At 69.2% G+C, this 20589-nt stretch carries 18 protein-coding genes and 1 pseudogene; 8 read left to right on the forward strand and 11 right to left on the reverse strand.

The features are described 5' to 3' along the window. Positions 1-60: 60 nt before the first annotated feature. Both G3I60_RS25470 and G3I60_RS25475 read left to right on the forward strand, forming a co-directional pair. On the forward strand, positions 61-1455 hold the full coding sequence (locus G3I60_RS25470; protein ID WP_164296933.1) for an MFS transporter: 1395 nt from the start codon (positions 61-63) through the stop codon (positions 1453-1455). Positions 1456-1464: 9 nt separating this feature from the next. Continuing rightward, positions 1465-1926 (forward strand): hypothetical protein, encoded by a 462-nt coding sequence (locus G3I60_RS25475; protein ID WP_164296934.1) that lies wholly within the window; start codon positions 1465-1467, stop codon positions 1924-1926. A gap of 57 nt (positions 1927-1983) precedes the next feature. Here G3I60_RS25475 and G3I60_RS25480 read toward each other — a convergent pair whose 3' ends face one another. The 5 genes from G3I60_RS25480 to G3I60_RS25500 form a co-directional block, all read right to left on the reverse strand. Further along, a complete protein-coding gene (locus G3I60_RS25480; RefSeq protein ID WP_138355486.1) occupies positions 1984-3189 on the reverse strand; it encodes an MFS transporter in 1206 nt (401 codons plus the stop codon). A gap of 83 nt (positions 3190-3272) precedes the next feature. Further along, on the reverse strand, positions 3273-3770 hold the full coding sequence (locus tag G3I60_RS25485; RefSeq protein ID WP_164296936.1) for a GNAT family N-acetyltransferase: 498 nt from the start codon (positions 3768-3770) through the stop codon (positions 3273-3275). Positions 3771-3773: 3 nt separating this feature from the next. Further along, a complete protein-coding gene (locus tag G3I60_RS25490; RefSeq protein WP_164296993.1) occupies positions 3774-5111 on the reverse strand; it encodes a DUF6271 family protein in 1338 nt (445 codons plus the stop codon). Positions 5112-5125: 14 nt separating this feature from the next. Beyond that, positions 5126-6232 carry a YbiU family protein gene (locus tag G3I60_RS25495; RefSeq protein ID WP_164296938.1) on the reverse strand — a complete coding sequence of 369 codons (1107 nt, stop codon included), beginning with the start codon at positions 6230-6232 and terminating at the stop codon, positions 5126-5128. Between the two features lie 123 nt (positions 6233-6355). Then, entirely contained in the window at positions 6356-7585 is a 1230-nt protein-coding gene (locus G3I60_RS25500; RefSeq protein WP_164296941.1) for a type III PLP-dependent enzyme, read from the reverse strand. An 811-nt stretch (positions 7586-8396) separates the two neighbouring features. On the opposite strand from G3I60_RS25500, the gene G3I60_RS25505 reads away from it, so the two are divergent. Both G3I60_RS25505 and G3I60_RS25510 read left to right on the forward strand, forming a co-directional pair. Continuing rightward, entirely contained in the window at positions 8397-8864 is a 468-nt protein-coding gene (locus G3I60_RS25505) for a hypothetical protein (protein ID WP_138355482.1), read from the forward strand. Between the two features lie 308 nt (positions 8865-9172). Next, positions 9173-9991 carry an ABC transporter substrate-binding protein gene (locus tag G3I60_RS25510; RefSeq protein WP_164296943.1) on the forward strand — a complete coding sequence of 273 codons (819 nt, stop codon included), beginning with the start codon at positions 9173-9175 and terminating at the stop codon, positions 9989-9991. Positions 9992-10067: 76 nt separating this feature from the next. On the opposite strand, the gene G3I60_RS25515 is transcribed toward G3I60_RS25510, so the two are convergent. Further along, positions 10068-11486 (reverse strand): serine/threonine-protein kinase, encoded by a 1419-nt coding sequence (locus G3I60_RS25515; RefSeq protein ID WP_164296945.1) that lies wholly within the window; start codon positions 11484-11486, stop codon positions 10068-10070. A gap of 469 nt (positions 11487-11955) precedes the next feature. On the opposite strand from G3I60_RS25515, the gene G3I60_RS46505 reads away from it, so the two are divergent. Continuing rightward, positions 11956-12081 carry a hypothetical protein gene (locus tag G3I60_RS46505; protein WP_275405986.1) on the forward strand — a complete coding sequence of 42 codons (126 nt, stop codon included), beginning with the start codon at positions 11956-11958 and terminating at the stop codon, positions 12079-12081. Between the two features lie 260 nt (positions 12082-12341). Here G3I60_RS46505 and G3I60_RS25520 read toward each other — a convergent pair whose 3' ends face one another. Together G3I60_RS25520 and G3I60_RS25525 are read right to left on the reverse strand one after the other, a co-directional pair. Further along, entirely contained in the window at positions 12342-12692 is a 351-nt protein-coding gene (locus G3I60_RS25520) for a DUF1036 domain-containing protein (protein ID WP_164296947.1), read from the reverse strand. Positions 12693-12694: 2 nt separating this feature from the next. Further along, on the reverse strand, positions 12695-12898 hold the full coding sequence (locus G3I60_RS25525) for a hypothetical protein (RefSeq protein WP_164296949.1): 204 nt from the start codon (positions 12896-12898) through the stop codon (positions 12695-12697). 402 nt (positions 12899-13300) lie between these two features. On the opposite strand from G3I60_RS25525, the pseudogene G3I60_RS25530 reads away from it, so the two are divergent. Next, positions 13301-13508, forward strand: a pseudogene (locus G3I60_RS25530) (hypothetical protein); the annotation flags it as partial. A 186-nt stretch (positions 13509-13694) separates the two neighbouring features. On the opposite strand, the gene G3I60_RS25535 reads toward G3I60_RS25530, so the two are convergent. After that, positions 13695-14369: a TMEM175 family protein gene (locus G3I60_RS25535; protein ID WP_164296951.1), complete on the reverse strand. Its 675-nt coding sequence runs from the start codon at positions 14367-14369 to the stop codon at positions 13695-13697. A gap of 180 nt (positions 14370-14549) precedes the next feature. Beyond that, positions 14550-16013: an NAD(P)/FAD-dependent oxidoreductase gene (locus G3I60_RS25540; RefSeq protein ID WP_164296953.1), complete on the reverse strand. Its 1464-nt coding sequence runs from the start codon at positions 16011-16013 to the stop codon at positions 14550-14552. A gap of 341 nt (positions 16014-16354) precedes the next feature. On the opposite strand from G3I60_RS25540, the gene G3I60_RS25545 reads away from it, so the two are divergent. After that, entirely contained in the window at positions 16355-17185 is an 831-nt protein-coding gene (locus tag G3I60_RS25545) for an alpha/beta fold hydrolase (protein WP_164296955.1), read from the forward strand. Between the two features lie 71 nt (positions 17186-17256). On the opposite strand, the gene G3I60_RS25550 is transcribed toward G3I60_RS25545, so the two are convergent. After that, on the reverse strand, positions 17257-19665 hold the full coding sequence (locus tag G3I60_RS25550) for a helix-turn-helix domain-containing protein (RefSeq protein WP_164607759.1): 2409 nt from the start codon (positions 19663-19665) through the stop codon (positions 17257-17259). Between the two features lie 327 nt (positions 19666-19992). On the opposite strand from G3I60_RS25550, the gene G3I60_RS25555 reads away from it, so the two are divergent. Then, on the forward strand, positions 19993-20571 hold the full coding sequence (locus G3I60_RS25555; protein WP_164296962.1) for a Dps family protein: 579 nt from the start codon (positions 19993-19995) through the stop codon (positions 20569-20571). Positions 20572-20589 lie beyond the last annotated feature (18 nt).

The following is a 20589-nucleotide window of genomic DNA, read 5'->3' on the forward strand; positions in this document are numbered from 1 at the left end:
CCGCTCACCCGTTCCGCCGCGATCCCGCGGTGGGCCGATCCCGAGAGGAGGAGACCGAGGATGTGTGCCGCCTGCGGAATCTCCACCCACATATCCGAGCGGGAAGCGACCGCGCCCGACGCGGAGCTCGCCGTACCGTCGCTTGCAGCACCATCGGTCGCGGCACCACCACCCCCGGCGAACACGTCCCGCCGGTTCGCCGCCCTGCGCAACCGTGACTGCCGGCCCTACCTCCTCGGCTCGATGCTGGCGATGATGGCCGACAACATCGAACACGTCATCACGTACTGGGTGCTCTGGCAGACGTTCCACTCACCGGCGCTGACCGGCTTTCAGGTGATCAGCCACTGGGTGCCGTTCCTGCTGCTCTCGATGTGGTTCGGCTCGCTGGCCGACCGCTACGACTGCCGCCGCGTCATCCAGGTGGCCCAGGTGGTCTTCATGGGCGTCTCCGCAGCCTGGGGAATCCTGTTCCTCACCGGCACGCTGCACATGTGGGAGGCGTGCGTGCTGCTCGTCCTGCACGGCCTGGCCGGATCACTGTGGGGTCCGGGCGAGCAGTTGATGCTCCACGACTTCGTCGGTCCGTCGGAACTGCCCAGTGCGGTGCGCCTGAACGCGACGTTCCGCAGCCTGGGTGTGCTGTTCGGGCCGGTGATCGGGTCGGCGTTGCTGCTGGGGCTCGGCCCGACCGCCGGCATCTTCGCCAACATCGCCTTCTACCTGCCGCTCACGCTCTTCCACTTCCGCACCAAGTTCACCGGCCACACCCGGGACCGGCACAGCCGCCCCCGGGTCGGAGCCCTCGAATCACTGCGTGTACTCCGGGAAGTCGGATCCAACCCCACCCTGGTCAGCATGATCATCCTGGCCGGCCTGGGCTCGTTCTTCGTCGGCTCGTCCATACAGTCCTCGATGCCGATCTTCGCTCACGACCTGGGGGCCGGCGGCGCGGGTACCGCCTACGGTGTCCTGCTCTTCGCCAACGGCGCCGGCGGCGTCATCGGCGGCATCGTGCTGGAAGCCACCGGCTGGGTCAGGCCCCGTGTGGCCGCCGCCGTCCTCAGCACTGTCCTCTACAGCGTGACCAGCATCCTCTTCGCGCTCACCACCAGCTACCCCCTCGCCCTGGCGCTCCTGTTGGTCGGCGGCGTCGCCAACCTCGCCTCGATGTCGATCGGCCAGACCGTCGTTCAACTGCTCGCACCGGCCGCCGACCGCGGCCGGGTCCTCGGCGTCTACGGCATGTCCGCGAACGGCCTGCGCGCCGGCAGCGGCTTCACCGTCGGCCTCCTGGGCGCTGTCATCGGCGTCCGCACGTCACTGGCGTACAGCGCCACCGCACTGTGCCTCGGCACAGCCGCCGCCGGACTCCACGCACTGCGCGCACCGCGCACATCGGGTGGACGCGCTACCGCGCACGAGGACCACAGCGAGACCGCGCCACGTCCGTGACGTCTCTCGGTGTTCCATCATCGGGAGCTCAAGGAGCTGGTGGACTGCGGCAACGCGATGGTGGACCACCAGAGGAAGCCCGCTGCCTGCCCGTTGAGCGCACCGCCGGCCCACAAGGTCAGGCTGGTGTTCGTACAGATCGACAACGGCTACAACAGCGTGGCCGCAACGGCGGCGCCCGGACGCCCCCATGAGTTGTCGGTCCCTGTCCAGAGCCTGCGGCAGGCCGCCGCCACCAAGGACGCGAACGCCCGCCAGCGTGTCTACGAGGCCTTCGGTTGCCGCAACTACCTGCGCATCGCGAATGTCCGGGGCCCCGGAGCCCAGGCTCCGCTCGGATGGGTGATGTCCTTGACCGCCCGTGCGGACCTCGACCGGCAGCTGAAGACCGTGGCGGATTCCGGAGGGGGTGCGCACACGCTGGCGGGACGCCTCCGGGCAGCGGATGCCCGCTGCCCGGAGGGTGATTGAGAGGCGGCTTCGACGATGTCGCAGGGTCGCACTGCCGGGCCGCGCGGTGGGAGCCGGTCAGGCGGGGACCAAGGCGGACCAGCGGATCCGGGTGGCGCACAGGGAGACCAGTGCCGCCGAGACGGCGATGGCGCCCATGCCCCACGTCAGACTGCTGCCGCTCGCGATGAAGCCGATCACGGGCGGTCCGGCCAGCAGGCCGATCGTCCCCATCGCGGCGACCAGGGCCAACGCGTCCGGCCCCTGCCGGGCCGCGGCGACGTAGACGCACGGTGTGACGGCCGCGACGCCCAGGCCCACGCAGGCGAACCCCAGGAGCGCGGGGAGCACACCGCCGGCCAGCAGGGCGACCGCCAGGCCGGCGCCCGCAAGTGCGCTGCCGGCCACGACGATCCGTCCGTCGCCCCAGCGGGCGCGCCAGCCGTCGGCGAAGATCCGGGCGAGCACCATCATTCCGGAGACCACGGCGATCCCCAGCGGTGTCACCTTCGGTCCCGCCTCGGCGATGTCCTTCAGGTAGAGGGAGGACCAGTCGTTCATCGCACCTTCGGTCACGGTGCCGAACACCATGGCGAGGCCCATCCAGATGGTCACCCGGGTCGGCAGGACCAGCCGGCGCTTCGGCTGCTCCTCTTGCTCCGACGCGGAGTCCGCCGCCTGCTCCGCCGCCTTCTCCGGCGTGGCGTCCGGCTGCTGGTCCTGCGGCAGCAGCCCGGACTGCGTCAGGCCCACCGCGAGCAGCAACAGCAGGGCGGCCGCCGTGAAGTGCACCGCCAAGGACGAGGTGAACAGGTTCACGCCGACGGCGAGCAGCGCCGCGGAGAGCGAGCCCGCGCTGAACGTGGCATGGAACCTGGCCATCACGGTCCGCCCGTACTGGACTTCGAGCGCGGCTCCCTGCGCGTTCATCGCGACGTTGAGGAAGCCCACCGCCACGCCGTCGAGGCAGATGACCAGCAGGGTGACCGGGTAGTTCGGCGTCACGGCCAGGACCAGCAGGATCAGGCCCAGGGCGAGGGCGGACAGCAGCGACACCAGCCGGGAGCCCAGCCGCTTCATCGCCGGCGGAACCAGCGGGAACGAGATCACCGCCCCCGCACCACCTGCCATCAGCAGCAGGCCGACCTGCGCCGCGCTCAGGTCGAGGTCCGTCTTCAGCGCGGGCAGCCGTGAGACCCAGGTGGCGTACTGGAACCCGAGAAAGAGGAACAGCGCCGCGATGGCCAACTGCGCTCTGCGGAAGGGGTCGTGCATGCGAATCATGAGTGAATCAGCCTACTTCGTCCGACGATGGTGATCCGCGCGGCGGATCCGCTGGGTACTTCTGTCCCGGTCCTGGGCGCGCTCTACAGCGCCTTGGACATGTAGACGGCCTCCGTGCCGTAGCTCTCGGGGAGGCCGACCTCCGCGTGGGCGGCGTAGCCGAGGCGACGCCAGAGGACATGGCTGCGCTGGACGGCCACCATGGAGATCCGGTCGAATCCCTGCGACCGCGCCTCCTGCTCGATCTGGCGCACGAAGTGCGGTGACAGGCCCCTGGCGCGGAGCGCCTCGGTGATCACGAAGTCGTGCGCGTGCAGATTCGCCGACTTGTGGTCGGATGCTTCTGCCGTCGTGAGGTCCGGGCACTGGCCCGGCGGGTAGGGGAGGGCCAGCAGATAGCCCCCGAACTGCCCGTCGTGCTCGAGTACGAAGCAGGTGGTGGGTGATACGCGGCCCCTGGACCGCAGCACCTCCCGTCCTTCGGACAGACCGCTCTCGGCGTAGGCGCGCGCTTCCAGCGCCACGACCTCGTCCCAGTCGGTGTCTGCCAGCCGGCGGAGGCGGATGGTGTCGTCGGCCACTCGTCAGGCCCTTCCGATGGATGGACCGTTGGATGGAGCGATGGGTTGACCGATGGCCCTGCTCGCCGCCACCAGTGGACGCCACGCGTCGATCAACAGCGCGAAGTGCTCCATGTCGACCTGGGCCCGGTCGAGCAGGTCCTGCCGCAGCGGCATCAGATGATCGGCGAACTCGGCGTACCTGCCGCCGAGTTGACGGTAGCGGCGGTCGATGACATCCAGCCGCCGGATGTTCTCCGCACGGTCCTCGCTGGTGGATCGCCGCACGAAGCCGGCGATCGTGTCGGCCCGCACATGGTGCTGCGGGTCGAGCAGTGCCGGACCGGCTTCCTCGAGGTCGAAGTAGACGGGATGGAGGTAGAGCATCGACAGCAGGAACTTCACGAACCGCATCTGGTAGGCGGTGAATCCGCTGCCGGTCCGCCGCTCCGCGGTGTAGAAGTTGACGATGTGGCGGTTGTGCACGACCGCGGGCAGCGGGGCGTGGCGGACGACGTGCAGCAGGAAGTAGTCACTGCCGATGGTGTCGGTCGCGGGCGGCAGCGGGACGCGCTCGTACAGCTCGCGGTCGAAGCCGATGTTGCACATGTCCAACCGCCAGATGTCCGGGACGTCCAGCACCGACCGGTCGACGCTGAACGGCTCGGTGCCGGCGCCGATGAACGACTCCTGGACCAGGCCCTGAACCTCCTCCGCCGGCCACTCGGGCGGCGCCCACAGGCTGACCACGTCGTGGTAGATCCCGGGGTCGGCCTCCTTGATCTCGCTGACGTCGACCGACAGTTCACCCACGAACGAGCCACCGACCATCGATACCGGCTTCCGGCCGTGCACCGGGTCCAGAGTGTTCTCGGTGACGCCGTCGGCCGCGTCGGTTCCCGTTCTTCCGAGTGAGAGCAGCTCGTGGTGGACCGGGAAGACCGGCTTGCCGTCCAGGGACTGGTAGCCGCTGTCCGAGTCCCGGCGGTGGATCGACTCGCAGCCGAGTGCGGCGGCGAGCAGGAAGGCCCGGTTGGTGCAGGCTCCGTAGGAGACGGCGTCCGGCAGCATCAGGTCGAGCAGCAGCTCGGGTTCGGCATGACCGGAGCGCTCGATCACCTCCCGCAGGAAGTCACGCTGCCGCCCCTCGTCGAGGTGGTGCACGATCACGCCCGATACAGCGGGGAGCTCGTCGACGGCCTTTGCGTGATCGGCGAACGTCGAGACGTCGGAGGAGTCGAGGATCAGCAGGTGGACCTCGACGCCGAACTCCCCGGCGGCGTAGGCGGCCTCCTCGCCGACGTCGGCGATGGCCGGGGTGCAGGCCCGGTTGGTGGGAAGGGTCAGGCAGATCCTGCGCAGAGCGGTACGACGACTCACTGTGCGGACTCCGCTCCGTGCCGGGCGGTTCCGTGCCCTGAGGTTCCGTGCCCTGAGGTTCCGCGATCCGACGTTGCGTGCCCGGAGGTTCCGTGCCAGGAGGTGAGGCCCAGCAGCTTCTCTCCGAGTTCGTTGAGTTCGGCGGCCTTGTACCGGAGCGACTCGTGCGTGACGGCGTCGCCGACCAGGGTTCCGTTCCAGTCCGGAGTGCTGAGGGTCTCCCAGGAGCTGATCCGGGAGCGGCGTATCTGCTCGCTCTCCTCCAGGGCGGGCATCATCGAGACGTACTGGACCGCCCGGACGCCGCGTTCTGAGGTGTTGCGGGCGACGCCGTGCGCCAGGGCGCCGTTCCAGATCAGCAGGTCGCCGGCGGACAACTCCGGTCGGACCACCGGGTATTCGTCCCGGTCGACGGCGGGCCGGATCGGATCGCGGCCGGCCGGCTGGCCGAGCTTCCACTCGTCGAACCGGCGGAACAGCTCGGGGTTGCACTGGAAGCCGCCGTGGTCCGGCTGGGTGTCGGTGAGCGCGATGATGCCCTGGACCCGCTGCGGTATGACACCGAGCGTGCTGTCGATGTCCCAGTGGAGTTCGATGTCGAAGCCCTCTTCGGTGGGTTCGATGAGCGCGCGGTCGCGGTTCTTGATGTTGGGCGGGTTGAGGTTGAGACGGTCGAGGGTGACCCAGAGCTCCTCGCAGTCCCACACGTCGGCGAAGGCGTCGTAGACGCGCTGGGTCTGCCGGCTGTCCCAGATCAGCTGGTGGTGGTACGCCTCGACGAAGCCGTAGACGTGCAGATGGCGGTCCAGCTCGTCACGGTAGGGCCGCTGCTCGTACCAGCTGTCCGGACGGTGCGGGTCGAGGCCCTGGAAGTCCCAGGCGAAGTCCAGCAGGCGGCCGGCGGACTCGGCGGGGATCGCCTCCTTGACCACGACATACCCGTAGGTCCGCCAGAAGGCGAAGTCCGCTTCGGAGAGCACGCGCAGGGGCTGCTCCTTACGGAGGTCCCTGAGCGGGGTCGGCGCCAGGTACGTCTCACCGTCCGCACTGAAATACGGGCGGCGGGAGGCGGCTCGGTGAAGATGCTGATCGGGGGCGGGCATGTATGAACTCCAGAAACCGGGTGGGTCAGGTGGGTGTAGGGCACGCGCACTCCGCGCCGGTGACGGCGAACAGTGCGAGCGTGCCCGCGGGGGATCAGGCCGGCGGACTCGCCTCGTCGTCCGTCACCGCGGACTCGCCTCGTCATCCCTCGCCGCGGGTCTTTCGGGCTCACCGGACGTCCAACCGCACGGCAGCGGATCGAAGCCGTTGAACCCCTGGGTCATGTAACTGGTCGCGTAGGCGCCGCTGGAGAGGATCCACACCGGATCTCCGGAGGCGACCGCCCTCGGCACCTGGACACGACTGTGTTCCTGGGCGTAGGCGTCGTCGCTGTCACAGCTGGGGCCCGCGACGACGGCCGGAACGTACTCCCCGTCCGGGTGGGACGGAAAGACCAGCCGGTACTGCAGCTCGTCCATCTCGTAGAGGCCGTTGAACTTCCCGCAGCTCAGGTAGAGCCAGTACTCGCGGCCGCCGTCGAGCTGCCGGCGCGACGTCAGGCGCAGGACGTGCGCCTTGATCGCGCCCTGGTCGGCGACCAGGTAGCGGCCCGGCTCCATGACGAAGTCCAGCTCGGAGCCCGAGATCTCCCGCAGCCGCTGCATGCCCTCCCGGATCACCACGAACATCTTGTCCAGCGGCGGGTCGAGCGGGTTGCCCCGCCGGTCCAGATAGCCGAGGGCTGGCAGGCCGCCGCCGAGGTTGACGTGGTCCAGCACGATGCCGCTCTGCCGCAGGCTCACCAGCAGGTCGCCGAGGTGATCGAAGGCTTCCCGCCAGGCGCCGGACGTCATCTGCTGCGAGCCGACGTGCACCGACAGGCCGGCCGGCGTCAGGCCGGCCGCCCGCGCGGCTTCCAGGACGAGCACCGCATCGTCGGCTGAGCAACCGAACTTCCGGCTGAGCCCCCAGAGCGCACCCTCCCCGGTGGTGGCCAGCCGGCAGAACACCCGGGCGCCGGGAGCGTGGGCTGCGATTGCGGCAACGTCCTCCAGGCTGTCCGTGGCGAAGTCCCTGACACCCAGGCGGTACGCCTCCGCGATGTTTCGGTCGGACTTGACGGTGTTGCCGTAGTGGATCCGACCCGGCGGCACGCCGGTCCTGACCGCCTGGGCTATCTCGTTGGGGCTCGCGGCGTCGAAGCCGGCACCCTGGGCCACCAGATGGGCCAACACCTCGTCGACGGGGCACGCCTTCATGGCGAACCGGATGTCGACACCCGGCAGTTCCTCGGTCAAAAACCTGTACCGCTCGCCGATCCCGGCGAGGTCGTAGATGATCCGGTCCTCGGACGCGGTGGCGAGGGCGGCACACAGAGCTGCGCTGATCGGGGCCGGTCCCGTGCTGCTCATCGCTGCACCCGGCCGATGCCCGTGGCTCCGGTGCTCGTGGCTCCGGCCGTCCGGGCCGGTGGTCCAGCCCCTCGGATTCCGCTCGCCGCCAGGACGCGACATGCTCTCGTTCCCTGCGGAGGCAGACACCTGCGCAAGGTCCCGGACCGCCGCCTGGACGGCTTTCTTGGGGCAAGTGCGCGCGATGCCCTGCGGGAGGGGTGGAGGTGGTATCGGTCGGACTCGGTCATGCGGTCCTTCCAGGCTCGGATCTTCGGTGGCGGGGCGGATCGAGGGCACAGCGAATCCAGGGTTGGCTGCCGACAGGCAGCTCGCTGCGGGCGTGTTGGTTTCACTACCTTCATGGGCCCGCGGAGCTCATGGCGGTCGGAGGGCGGCGGACCGCACCCCTCGCGAGGATGAACACGCGCACGGACCCTGGTCACAACATTGGACTAGACCAGCTTGGGGAGTCAACCCTTTCCAGTCGACAACTCGCCTCCACGGACGGCAATCCGCATTTAACTCCCGGGCGCCGGCCGAGACTTGACGCTGCGTTATGTCTGCTGGTCAGTCGGTTAGCACGATGGGTGTCATCCAGGCGTTACCGCCCCACCCGATCCTGCTGCGGATCGGTCGCCGCTTCGGGCGGGGTCGGCCGTGGACGGGCCGATCGGGACCGGTTCTCGCCGCACGGCTGAGCTCCTCCGACGCCGGCGGCGCGGCCGGCCAGGCAAGTCCGGAGATATTTCACCATGTCGCTTTGGTGCACCCCGCGAACCCCTAATGTCCTCAATGGAGCGGGAAGTGGAAAATTCCGCGAGGGGGCTGAGTGGACACGACCTTACTGATCACGCTGGGCGCCGGTGGCGGATCGCTGCGCGGCCTGGTCGACGCGTACAGCCAGACGATCGCCTGGCAGACCGCGCGCCGCGAGCAGCGCAAGGCCTCTTCCGAACTCAGCCCCGATCCGGTCCTCGACCCGACGCCCGAGGTCGTGCCACGCCCCCTGCCCCGTTTCGCCGAGTACTTCGACCCGGTGCCCGATGCGGTCGCGATCGCCTGTCACATGGTGCTGGGCGCCGCCTGCGCCGCGATGTTCGGGCTGACGGGGCAGATCACCGGCGCCTACGCGGCGGTCGCGGTCGGGCTCTCCGCCCCCGCCCTGCTGACGCAGTTGGGCCAGGTGCAGAGCGTCAACGACGCGGTCGCCGGGCCGCAGCGGACGGCCCTTGAGCCGGATCGTCCACAGCTGGCCGGTGTCCCGGACGAGGGACCGCGGCAGGAGCGCACTCCTTGACGGCCGAGGGAAGCAGGGGAAGTACCGGCAAGCGCACGGCCGCCGCCGTGTTGGGCCGGAACCACCGGGGCGCCGCCACGGCAGGGCCCCGGCCGCACGGCGGCTACAGCGTCGTCCGTCGTTGCGTCGCCGCCATACTGGGGATGTCGCTGCCCCTTGCGGAACCCGCACGGCAGCTTCCTGCGCAAGCCGCGGTCCGGGGCCGGGTCCGGGTCGGGCCGGAGGCCACGGGCCGCGACATCTTGCCCACCGTGGTCCTGGCCCCGGGTCCCACGCACAGGCGTCCCGGTCGTCGGTCCGTCGTCGTGATGCTGGCAAGTGTCGTCACCGCGGCCTGCGTCGCGGTCGGCTTGTCCCTGTCGCCCATCGGCGACTCCGTCCCCCGGGACCCCGAGGACTCCTACCGGCTTCACCAGCAGCTGCCGGCATCGATCCAGGCCAGAGGCTTCATCGTGGTCGGAGTGGATCCCGCACAGCCTCCGTTCGACTTCACCTCGCAGGGCAGGCTCGTCGGCTTCGACACCGATCTCGCCCAGCTCCTCGGTGCCCAGCTCAGAGTGTCGTTCCGGTTCCTGCAGGCCCCTTCTGCCCAGCTGATCTCCGGGGTCACCGAGGGGCGATACGACGTCGTCATGACGAAAGGCGCCACTCAGGAGCGTCGCAAGTACGTATCGTTCGTCAATTACCTCAGGTTCGGGTCGTCGATCAGTGTGCCCAAGGACAACCCCCGGAACGTCAGGTCACTCTCCACAGTGTGCGGCAATATTGCCGTCATCGGCGGCAGCACCGGCGCGGAACTCCTCCGGAACAACCGCCCGTCCTGCGCCACGCTCATGCAGTTCGCCAACGCCTCGGCGGCCCTGGCGGCTGTGCACGAAGGCAGGGCGGACGCCGCGATCACCGACTTCCCGTCGGCCGCCCACGCCGCCAAGGGCCCCGGCAGCACGACCGAGATCGCCGGCGAGCAGCTCGCCGTCGGCCCTGCCGGCATGGCGGTCCGACTGAGAGATACCGAGCTCAGCAACACTCTGCTGGACGCCCTCGTCGTCGTCTACAACAACGGGAGCTACTCCAGATTGCTCGAGAAATGGGGCTTGGAGGACGCTTTCCTGACCCCCACGCTGTAAGCCGTGCCGGCTGAATCCAGGAGACCCACGGGACGGCTCCGTCCGCCGACCTGTCGACCCGTCGGCCAGTCCTTCGTCAGGTGGAGCGGCTGCCGGGGATCTTCCACCACAGGAGCCAGGCGCCGGTGCCGTAGAGCAGCAGGTTGATCACCATCTCGCTCGGGACCTCGCTCAAGCCGGTTTCTGTCTCGCCGTGGAGCAGCGCCGGCACGACAACTTGCTTGACGGCGAAGTAAAGGGCCAGATCGAACACGACGAAGACCAGCCAGGCCACTGCCGGGTGCCACCGGGGCCGGGGCACCGCGTTGATGAGCGAGAACGCGCCGGTGATCGCCAGAACCGTGGGCAGGAACTCCGACGGCACCGTGTCGAGATAGTTCCACGGCAGTACGGAGCCGATGGCCCACAACAGCGCCATGCAGCCGATGAAACGCAGCACCACCGCCCCGAAGGGGCTGACCGCCGAGCCTGCCCGGGCCCCGGTCGGTGCTCCGGCGGCGGCCGTCGGCTGGAAGTGGAGGCCAGGGCCGGCGGGCGGCAAGGACTGGGCCGGCGGCCGGCCGCCGACCGACGGTGCGTGGGACGGCTGCGGAGGGAGCCACGCCCCGGCGGGCGCAGGCGCCGCCGAAGACACGACCGCGGTCGGGGTCGGGATCGGAGCAAGCACGGCTGCTCCCGTTCGTGCCACCTCGTCGAGCGCGGAAAGCGCCTGCTCGGCCGTGGGACGGCGGGCCGGGTCCTTCGTCATCAGCGCGGCAAGCAGCGGCTGCAGCGCGCCCGCTCGCACCGGCGGGCGCGGTTCCTTGGTGACGACGGCTATGACGAGCGCACTGAAGGTGTCCCCGTGGAATGCCGGTGCGCCCTCGACGGCGCTGTAGAGCGTTGCGCCCAGCGACCACAGGTCACCTGCGGGGGCCGGCGGCTTGCCTTCCAGTTGCTCGGGGGACATGTAGGCCGGGGTGCCGATGACCGCGCCGGTGCGGGTGAGGGCTGTGGTCGCGTCGGCCATGTGCGCGATGCCGAAGTCGGTGATGATCACCCTGTCGCCCATCAACAGAACGTTGTCCGGCTTGAGGTCACGATGGATGATGCCCGCCGCGTGGGCCAGTTGGAGCGCCTTCAGCATCGCCGCGCCGATCTCGGCGACCCGCTGAACCGGCAGCGCGCCGTCCTGGGCGATCAGCGCCGCCAGCGACGTACCGGTGACGAGTTCCATGACGATGACGGGCGCGCCCTTGTGCTCGACCACGTCGTGCACGGTGATGATCCCGGGGTGGTTGAGCCGCGCCGCGGCGCGCGCCTCGCGCGCCACGCGCTGGAGGAAGTGGTCGCGCTCCCCACTGGTGAGGCCCTGCGGGAGCAGCACCTCCTTCACTGCCACGTCCCGCTCGAGAGCCTTGTCCCGCCCCCGCCACACCCGGCCCATACCGCCCTGACCGATCAGCTCGACAAGCTGGTACCGGCCCCCGATCAGCGCCCCGCTCACTGCTTCCACGGGAAGCCACCCTAGCGGGATCCCCCACCGGGCAAAGGTGCTTTCGATCACCGCTGACGATGCCCCGGGCCCGGTGCTCGATACGCCCGCAGCAGTTGCGACGCACGGTTGAATCGCTGGTCCGCCAACTCCCCGGTGTTCTGGGAGTACGTGGACGAGGGTGAGAAGCGGGACGATGCCGCGACCGAGGGGATCGGCCTGTAAGCGGCCGGAGAAGCCCGGGCGGGATATCCCGCTCGCCCTGCTGTTGGCCGCCTGAGCGTGCGGTACGACACAGGTGACCGCAGCCCAGGGGGCTGGGTGCGGTCGCCTTTCGACGGTACGGCCAGTCCAGGACCCGCCAGGGCTCCCGGCCGTCCTTGTCGGGACCAGATCGTGCCACCGCCGCACGGTCGAACTGCTCGTACGCCTCCGGTAGATATTCGGGCGACAGGTGGGATCCACCTGCCAGAGACTCGAAGCTCTGACCGTGGGCGAGCGCCTTCTCGACCGGTTCGTGCAGGCTGATCTGGGCACGCCGGTTGACCTCGGCCAGGTTCGCGACCAGGTCCACAAAGCGGCCGTCGCGCAGGCTGGCGGCCGCATGGTCGGGTGATCATGCCAGCGGCCATGGCCAGGTCGGCATCCAGCACCTTCAGGTCCTCGGAAGGGGCTTCTTCTTGCCGGAAGTCTTCATGACGGCACAGTAGGCCCCGCCACCCTCCACCCGCAGGGGTCCGCCGGTAGGACACCCATCAGCGAGGTCACCGCCGTCCGGGGCCTGCTCGCCCCAGCGGCCGCTGACCCGAGGCGCACAGAAGCCCCGAACCGGACAGTCCGGGGCTTGCAGCTGTGAAGGCTGCCGAGGCCGGCCCGTCAGACGACGTTGATCGTATGGTTGATCGAGGTCACCGGCACGAGCACCTTTCTCATGCCGAGCAGCCGGGAGTCGCTGCTCCCCGTGTTCCAGCACCAGTCGAATGCCTGGTCCGGCATTGGGGTGAAGAATTCGCCACCCCAGCTCAGACTTCTGTCCTGATTCTCCGCGAAAAAGAAGTACTTCGCCCCGTTGACCGGGCCGGAACGCACCTTCAAATCTGTGTGCGGAGTGACCATGAACCATCCGGTCTTCGACCACGGGTCACCCTTTGACGCGCAGTCGCTGTCCGCATAGGCGTAAGCGAACCAAACAGTTGTCGACGTGCTGTTCTGGAAGTAGAGTCCCACGGTCATCCCTCCTGCGGTGTGGGGTCGTCACCGCGGGAGTCGTCGTCGGCGTAGTCGCTCTCCACGCCGGGACGGTGGTCCTCACCGCTGGAGACCTCCGCCGTCCGATCCATCGGGACCGCCTCGTCCGTCCGGTCCGGACCGCGTGATCGCTGGTGTTCGGCAGCTTCGTCCGCCGTCCAGGCCCGCGACAATCTCTCTGCCATATGCGACACCCTTCCGTCTCTTGGCAGACCGAGCGATGCTCAGGTCGCCGTTCTGCAGGAGTTCCGTTGCTGGCGTGCCGCATCGCCTCGGTTGAGGCTGCCTCGGATCGGGCGTACTGCCGTTTGGTTCCGTTTCACCAGGACCGAAGCGCCCGCCGGATTCGCCGCTCCACCAGCGTGGTGAGTGCATCTCTCATATCCAAGCTAGCTTCAACGCATCCGCGTCGCATTCGGGCGAGTGATGAGGGGAGATCCGACCACGAGTGCAGGACACCAAGTCGCCGATCCCAAGAAGTGCGAGCGGGGCCTTGGAGCGAGCCACGCGGTGCTCGTTCTGGAGGGGCGGAGTTAGCGGTCACTGCAGCGGTCGCACCAGGCCTCCTGTTGCATCGGCCGGCTGAGCTCGATGCCGCCGTCCTCTGGACAACGCGATACCTCGACGCCGCCGTCGACCACCTGCGGGCCCTGCCGCCCGAGGAGCCGGAGCATGACGTCCTGGACGAGGACGTGCCCCGGGTCTCCGCGCTGAAGCACGCCAACCTCAACTGCCTGGGCCGCTACAGCTTCCCCGCCCGCCCGCCACACAAGGGTTCGCGCCCACTGTGACCCGGCGGCCGTCCACCTCGACGGGGACGACGAGGCTCGTGACACATCGCCACGGCCTTCGTACGCTCACCGCGCACCACACGTGCAGCGACCGTCACGGAAGACTCCGACCTGCTGAGATGAGGGAACTCACCCCGGCTGCACCGGCGCATGGACTCACGGGGGAACTTCACCCTCGCAGAGTCGGCGGTCACGCACCCGTATGGCCGGCGGCTTCGTGCCCTGCCGGCAGCCCTTCGCTGGAGACGAAGTAGAAGGCGGGCAGAACGATGAAGACGCCCAGTGCGATCAGTGGGGAGATCAGGCCGCCCAGCACTCCGGCGACGGCGTAGACCAGCGCGCCGGCCCAGGAACGGAGGCGGCCATGCGGCACATAGGTGGGTTCGACTTCCGGGTCCATGAGTTCGGGGTGGCGGCCGAGGTGGTGATAGAGGACGACCCAGCTCAGACACATCACCGATGCGAGGGACGCGTAGAGGACAACCGCCACCCGCGCATCCGCGCCGGAGACGTCGGACCGCAGCGCATCCGCGACGACGCCGGTGGGGAAGGCGAGCGCCCCCGTGGTGAACAGCAAGAAGAGATTGGCCGCGTGCAAGCCCCGGTCCATGCTGCGGATCCGCACGAAGGCCTGGTGATGGTTGAGCCAGATAACAGCGACGTAGCTGAAGGACGCGAAATAGCCGACGTAGGCGGGCCATTGCGACACAAGGGCGTGCGCGAGCCGGCCGGGCCGGTGCGCGGGAACGGTCAGGCCGAGCACCAGAATGGTGACCGCGATCGCGAAGACGCCGTCGCTGAAGGCCTCGGCACGGGCCGTCTCCGAACGGGAGAACCGCCGGGCCGGAATGCGGTGTTGAGACATAGCCGTTCCTCGGATCGTTGGGTCGCGGGGGCGACGGGGCCGTTCGGGCGCGTGGCAACCCTGTCAGCCACATTGCCCCCGCCGTCGGCAGCGGTCCGGCCGCCGACGGAGGACCGCCCGCCGCTCCTACGGCAGGCATGGCGCGGCGGCGCGGCCCCGTGTGCTGTGGGTCGGCTCCGCTCAGAGCCCATAGGTTTCCAGCAGGCGAAGCCACACCTCGTTCACGGTGGGGAAGGACGGGACCGCGTGCCACAGGCGGCTCAGCGGCACCTCGCCGACCACGGCGACGGTCGCGGTGTGGATCAGTTCGCCGGCGTCCGGGCCGGTCAGCGTGCAGCCGACGATCACGCCGCAGTCTTCGTCGACCACCAGCTTCGCTCGGCCCCGGTAGTCGTCGGCGTGCAGGGCGGCGCCGGCGACGTCGCCGATTCGGTACTCAACGGTGCGGACCGACAAGCCGGCCCGACGGGCCTGGAGTTCGGTGAGGCCGACACTCGCCACCTCGGGGCGGGTGAAGACGGCCTGCGGCACGGCGGCGCGGTCGGATGGCGCCGACCACGGGTTCCAGCCGCTGGGAAGGTCGGAGTGCCCGGCCGTGCGCCGGGCTATCGCTGCGGCGCAGGCGCGTGCCTGGTACTTCGCCATGTGGGTCAGCGGGGCCCGCCGGTTCACATCGCCGACGGCGTAGAGCCAGCCCTCTCCCACCGAGGGGACCTGACAGCTGTCGTCCACCTCGATCCATGAGCCTGGCGCCAACCCGACGGTATCCAGGCCGAGATCGTCGGTCCGCGGCCGCCGACCGACGGCGACCAGGAGCTCGTCGCCCGCGACGGTGGTGCCGTCGGCCAGCTCGACGGTGACGGTCGCGCCATCCCGGACGGTGCGCGTGGCCTCGACGTCGAAGCGGATCGTGACACCCAGGGCCCGGAGCCCGTCAGCCACCTCCTGTCCGACGAACGGTTCCCAGCCGGCCAGCAGTTCGGGGCCCCGAACGAGGAGGGTGACGTGCGAACCGAGTGCGCTCCAGGCCGTGGCCATCTCGCAGGCGACCACACCGCCGCCGACCACGATGAGCCGCTCAGGTACGGTCTGCGCGGCGGTCGCCTCACGGTTGGTCCACGCCCCGACCTCAGCCAACCCCTCGATAGGCGGCAGGACGGGGGCGCTGCCCGGTGCCAGCACGACGGCCTGACGGGCCATCATGATCCGGCGCCCGCCGTCCGCGTCGCGGACTTCGACCCGGCGCTCACCCACGAGCCGGCCCCATCCTCGTACCAGGTCGACTCCGGCGCCGCTCAGCCAGTCGACCTGCCCGGTGTCCTTCCAGTCGGAGACGAAGGCGTTGCGGCGAGCCAGTACCGCCGCCGCATCCAGGTGGCCGGTCACCGCCTCCCGGGCGCCGGCAACTGAGAGCGCGGCGTCGAGGGCGGCGGCCGGGCGCAGCAGCGCCTTACTCGGGATGCACGCCCAGTAGGAGCACTCGCCGCCGACCGCCTCGGCCTCGATCACGACGGCAGTCAGCCCGGCGGTCGTGATCCGGTCAGCCACAACCTCGCCTCCCGGCCCCGCACCGATCACCACCACGTCGTACTCATCGGTGGTGCCGGCGTCATCCCTCTCGTGGTCCGTCGTCGGGCGCTGCATGGCGACTCCTTTTCACTGCTGGGGCGGGTCGGCGCCGGCCGGTTCCGGCGAGCGCGAGGACCGTCACGCTAGCTGTGCGCTGTTGGCCGCGGGACCGGCCGCGAGGGCAGCGGAACAGGCTGTGCGTGGTGAGGACAGCGCTGTGCGCGGTGGGTCAAGTCCTGCCCGCCCGCCGGTTCGGGCCTTTGGCGGCCGTGCCCTCGGCGACAAGCTCGTGTGCGCGCTCGGACCACTCGGCCGTCCGCCGGGCACCTACGTTGACGGGGCAGGCTCCGACGAGGACCCAGCCGTCACCTGCGCATTCAAAGTGCTGGGTCGTATGGCTGGAATTGGGGAATGTCATGCCGTTCGTCAGCGTGGGCGAAGAGAACTCCGCACGGATCCGGCTCTATTACGAGGACCACGGTTCGGGCCGACCGGTGGTGCTCGTCCACGGCTGGCCGCTGAACGCCGCCTCCTGGGAGAAGCAGGCTGCCGCCCTGCTGGATGCCGGCCACCGGGTCATCACCTACGACCGCCGCGGCTTCGGCCGCTCGGACCAGCCCGACACCGGCTACGACTACGACACCCTCGCGGCGGATCTGCACCAGCTGATCGGGCAGCTGGACCTGTCGGACGTCTCGCTGGTCGGGTTCTCGATGGGCAGCGGTGAGGTCACCCGCTACCTCGGGACCTATGGCTCCGATCGGATCCGCAAGGCCGTGATGATCGGTGTCGTCCCGCCGTTCCTGCTCAAGACCGAGGACAACCCGTCAGGGGTGGATGGCGCTGTCTTCGAGGGGATCCAGCAGGCGATCGTGGCTGACCGTCCCGCCTTCCTGGCCGGGTTCCTGCATGACTTCTACAACGTCGACGTGTTGGGCGGCGAACGGGTCAGCGACCAGGTGGTCCAGTACAGCTGGAACGTCGCTGCCGCCGCCTCCGCCCGGGCCACGCTGGCCTGCGTCGCCGCGTGGCTGACGGACTTCCGCGAGGACCTGCCCAAGATCGACGTGCCTACACTGATCATCCACGGCGACGCCGACCGAACGCTGCCGCTGGACGCGACGGCGATCCCGCTCTCGCAGCGGATCGACGGCGCGAAGCTGGTGGTCATCCCGGACGCTCCGCACGGCCTGATCTGGACCCATGCCGCCGAGGTCAACGCCGAACTGCTGGACTTCCTGGCCTGATCCAGCCACCCGTCCCGGTGCCGGGTGCCGTCACGATGGGGCGGCACTCGTGCAGAACAGGAGAACACCCGTCACTCGAAGTGGGTCGGCGGCGCGAGCCGACCGGCGGCAAGGGCGTCAAGGCTTGAGCGGGCTTCTTCCAGCACGACCGGCGGTATGCGGCCTTCCATTGCGAGCACGGCACGGTATTCGGCGGCTGCCTCGGCGTTCTCACCGAGATGCGCGAGGGCGTGAGCCAGATAGAGGTGGACCTTACCTCCGTGCCGGTGATAACCACGGGCCTCGAACTGCCCGCGCATCGGACGCAGCACGTCGACCGCGTCCTGCCAATGTCCTTGGTTGAGATGGACGAACGACACGTAATTGCCGGCGATCGATGCCGTGAGGTCCCGCACGTCGGGCGGAATGCGGTCGCGATTGCGAGGATCGGAGAGAGCTTCCATGATCTCCCGATAGGCTGTGACGGCTTCCTGCATGCGGCCCGCGGTCCTCAGCAGTCCGATGCTCCCGCTGGCGGCCTGGAGGTATCCGATGATGTCGTCGGCCTGGGAGAACAGTTCCCTGGAACGGAGAACGTTGTCGACGGCGTGCGACGTGTCCTTGACCGCCTGCTGCAGCCAGCAGAGATAGTTGTGCGCCCATGCCTGCTGGACGATGTCCCCACAGGCTGTGGCGAGGCGAAGGGCGGACGTAGCGGCGGCGACCGCCTCGTCATGGCGGCCCTCGCACGCCCAATACGCCCACGAGAGGTAGTTGTAGTGGGTGGCTTCCAGCAGCATGTCATGCAGGGCCGCACCGGCCTGGGTGGCGCGTTCGTAGATCTCGACCCAGTGGCCCCAGGACACCCAGTTCTCGGAGAACCAGTGCATGGCTTCCGCGACTTCGATGACTCTGGCGTGCTCGCCGACCTCGGCGGCCTCGCGGAATACCGCCAGCCAGTTGTCGCTCTCCACTTTGAGCCAGCGCAGTGCCTGCTCAGGGTCGTCCAGAGGGACCAGGCGACTCAGGTCCGGCGACGGCGCACCGTAGCCGGGCTCGTACCAGCGGCCGGCGACGACGGCGGTGTCCAGCAGCCAGAACCGCAGACGGGAACCGGCCGCGGCCGACTCCTGCTCGCTCTCCTCCATCCGCCGCCTGGACTTGGCATACAGGCGCAGCAGGTCGTGGAAGCGGTAGCGGTCCTCGCGGGAGGTCATCAGCAGTCCCGCCTCCAGCAGTTCCTCCAGGAGGTCTTCGGCGTCGAGCAGGGGCACGTCCGCGAGGACGGCCGCCAGCGGCATGCTGAAATCGCCTCCCGGTATCAGCGACAGCAGCCGGAACATCCGGGCGGCACCAGGAGCAAGACGCGAGTAGGACAGGGAGAAGGCGGAGTTGACCCGCAGGTCACCGGCGCTGAGCGCGTCCAGTCTGCGATCCTCGTCGGCGAGCCGGGTGGCGAGCCGTTGCAGGCTCCAGTTCGTGCGGGTGGCGGCCCAGTTCGCGGCCACCCGCAAGGCCAGGGGAAGGTGACCGCACAATTCGGTCACCGAGTGTGCGGCTTCCGGCTCCGCGTCCACGCGTCCGTCGCTGACCACGGCACGCAGCAAGGAGTTGGACTCCTGCTCGGTCAGTGGACCGAGTTCCACGCGCCGTACTGCCTCTAAACCGGCCAGGGTGCGGCGACTGGTCACCACCACGAGCACACCCCCCGCACGCGGCAACAGGGGCCTGACCTGCGCCTCACTACCGGCATTGTCCAAGACCAGCACTGCACGCAGCCCGGCTGCGGTCGCCTGGTAGCACGCCAGCCGCTCCTCGGCGCTCACCTGCGCCACCTCGACGCCCCATGCGCCCAGCAAGCGAAGCATCGCCTCCTCTGCCGACAGCGGCTGCTCCTCCAGGCCCCGCATGTCCAGCAGTAGCGCGCCGTCCGGAAAGGCGGGAGCGAACTCCTCGGCAAGCCGGACCGCCAGGGTCGTCTTGCCGCTGCCCGGCGCACCGCACACCACCGCGACTGGCGGCGCAGCGGTACGCCGTCCCTGCTCCTGAGGCTCTGACTCCTCGGCGGCCCGCTGCGCCAGGGCACGCAGCACGGACAGTTCCGCGTGCCTGCCGACGAAGTCCCGGACACCTCTGGGCAGCGCATAGGGAGACGGCTTGACGGAAAGAGTGGCTTTTGCGGCAAACCGGGTGGCTCGGGCTTCGGCCAGCAGTGCATTGTGCGCCGCCTCGTCCAACCGCAGCCCCTGCGCCAACGCGGTGACCGTTCCCCGATGCGGACGCAGACTCCGTCCCCGCTCCATGTCACCTATCGCGCGCCCCGAGACACCGGACGCCTCCGCCAGTTCCTCCATCGTCAAGCCGTGACTCTGCCGCAACTCCCGCAACATCCGACCGAACGACGACCCGCCGGCGGCACCCGCCGCCCGCTTCACCGACGCCCTCCCGGTAGCCGCGGTGCCGCTGTCCTGGGCTCCGCCGGTGGTCGCCTCGATCCCCATCAATTCTCCGCCTTCCAGGTCGCCGGCACGGCCCCCGCGGTGCCCTCAGCCCCCATAGCCCCCACAGCCCCCACAGGCCACGGGACGTGTACGTGATGGCCGAAAACCGACTAATCACCCCCGCAGCATACGTGCCCGTGACGTCGGGCCACCGCGCCAGTCGCTGAGCGCCGGGCGCGCGGGGGAGCAGCAGTCGTGGTGCTTACGCGTGCGCTGAGGACAGTGCGCTGCGGGGCATCACAGCATGCGCTGCCGGACAAGCCGCCTCCCGTCCGGGCACTTAGCGTCACAGGGGTACGCACAGCACCGCACCGCAGGAGGCCGTTCATGACCACCCATTCCCCGCTCGTGAGCGGCAGTCAGCCGTGGTTGCACCAGAAGGGGGCGGTGATCCAGGAATTCGGCACCGTCAAGCAGTTCCCGATCGGTCTGTCCTACGAGGCGCGGATGTACTCCTGCCAGCGCCTGAACAGGGTGCTGGCAGACACGCAGATCCTCTACGGCCTCTACAAGAAGCATCACTGGCTGATGCGCGGTGCGACCTTCTACCAACTGCACCTGGTCCTGGACAAGCACGCGGGGGAACAGCTCGAACTCGTCGACACCATCGCCGAACGCGTCCAATCCCTGGGCGGTGTCGCGGTGGGAGACCCCCGGCACGTCGCCGAGATCACGTCGATTCCGCGGCCTCCGGACGGCGTGGAGGAGGTGCCGGCGATGCTCTCACGGTTGCTTGAGGCCCATGAGACCATCCTCATCGAATCACACGACGCCGCCGCCCGGACTGTTGAACTGGGGGACGACGGCACCAATGACCTGTTCGTCTCCCAGGTGATCAGGACCGGCGAACTGCAAGCGTGGTTCCTTGCCGAGCATCTGGTCGACACGCCACTGGTCCGCGCCTGACGTCGCATCAGCGGGCCT

The organism is Streptomyces sp. SID13666, from assembly GCF_010548325.1.
Taxonomy (GTDB): domain Bacteria; phylum Actinomycetota; class Actinomycetes; order Streptomycetales; family Streptomycetaceae; genus Actinacidiphila; species Actinacidiphila fildesensis.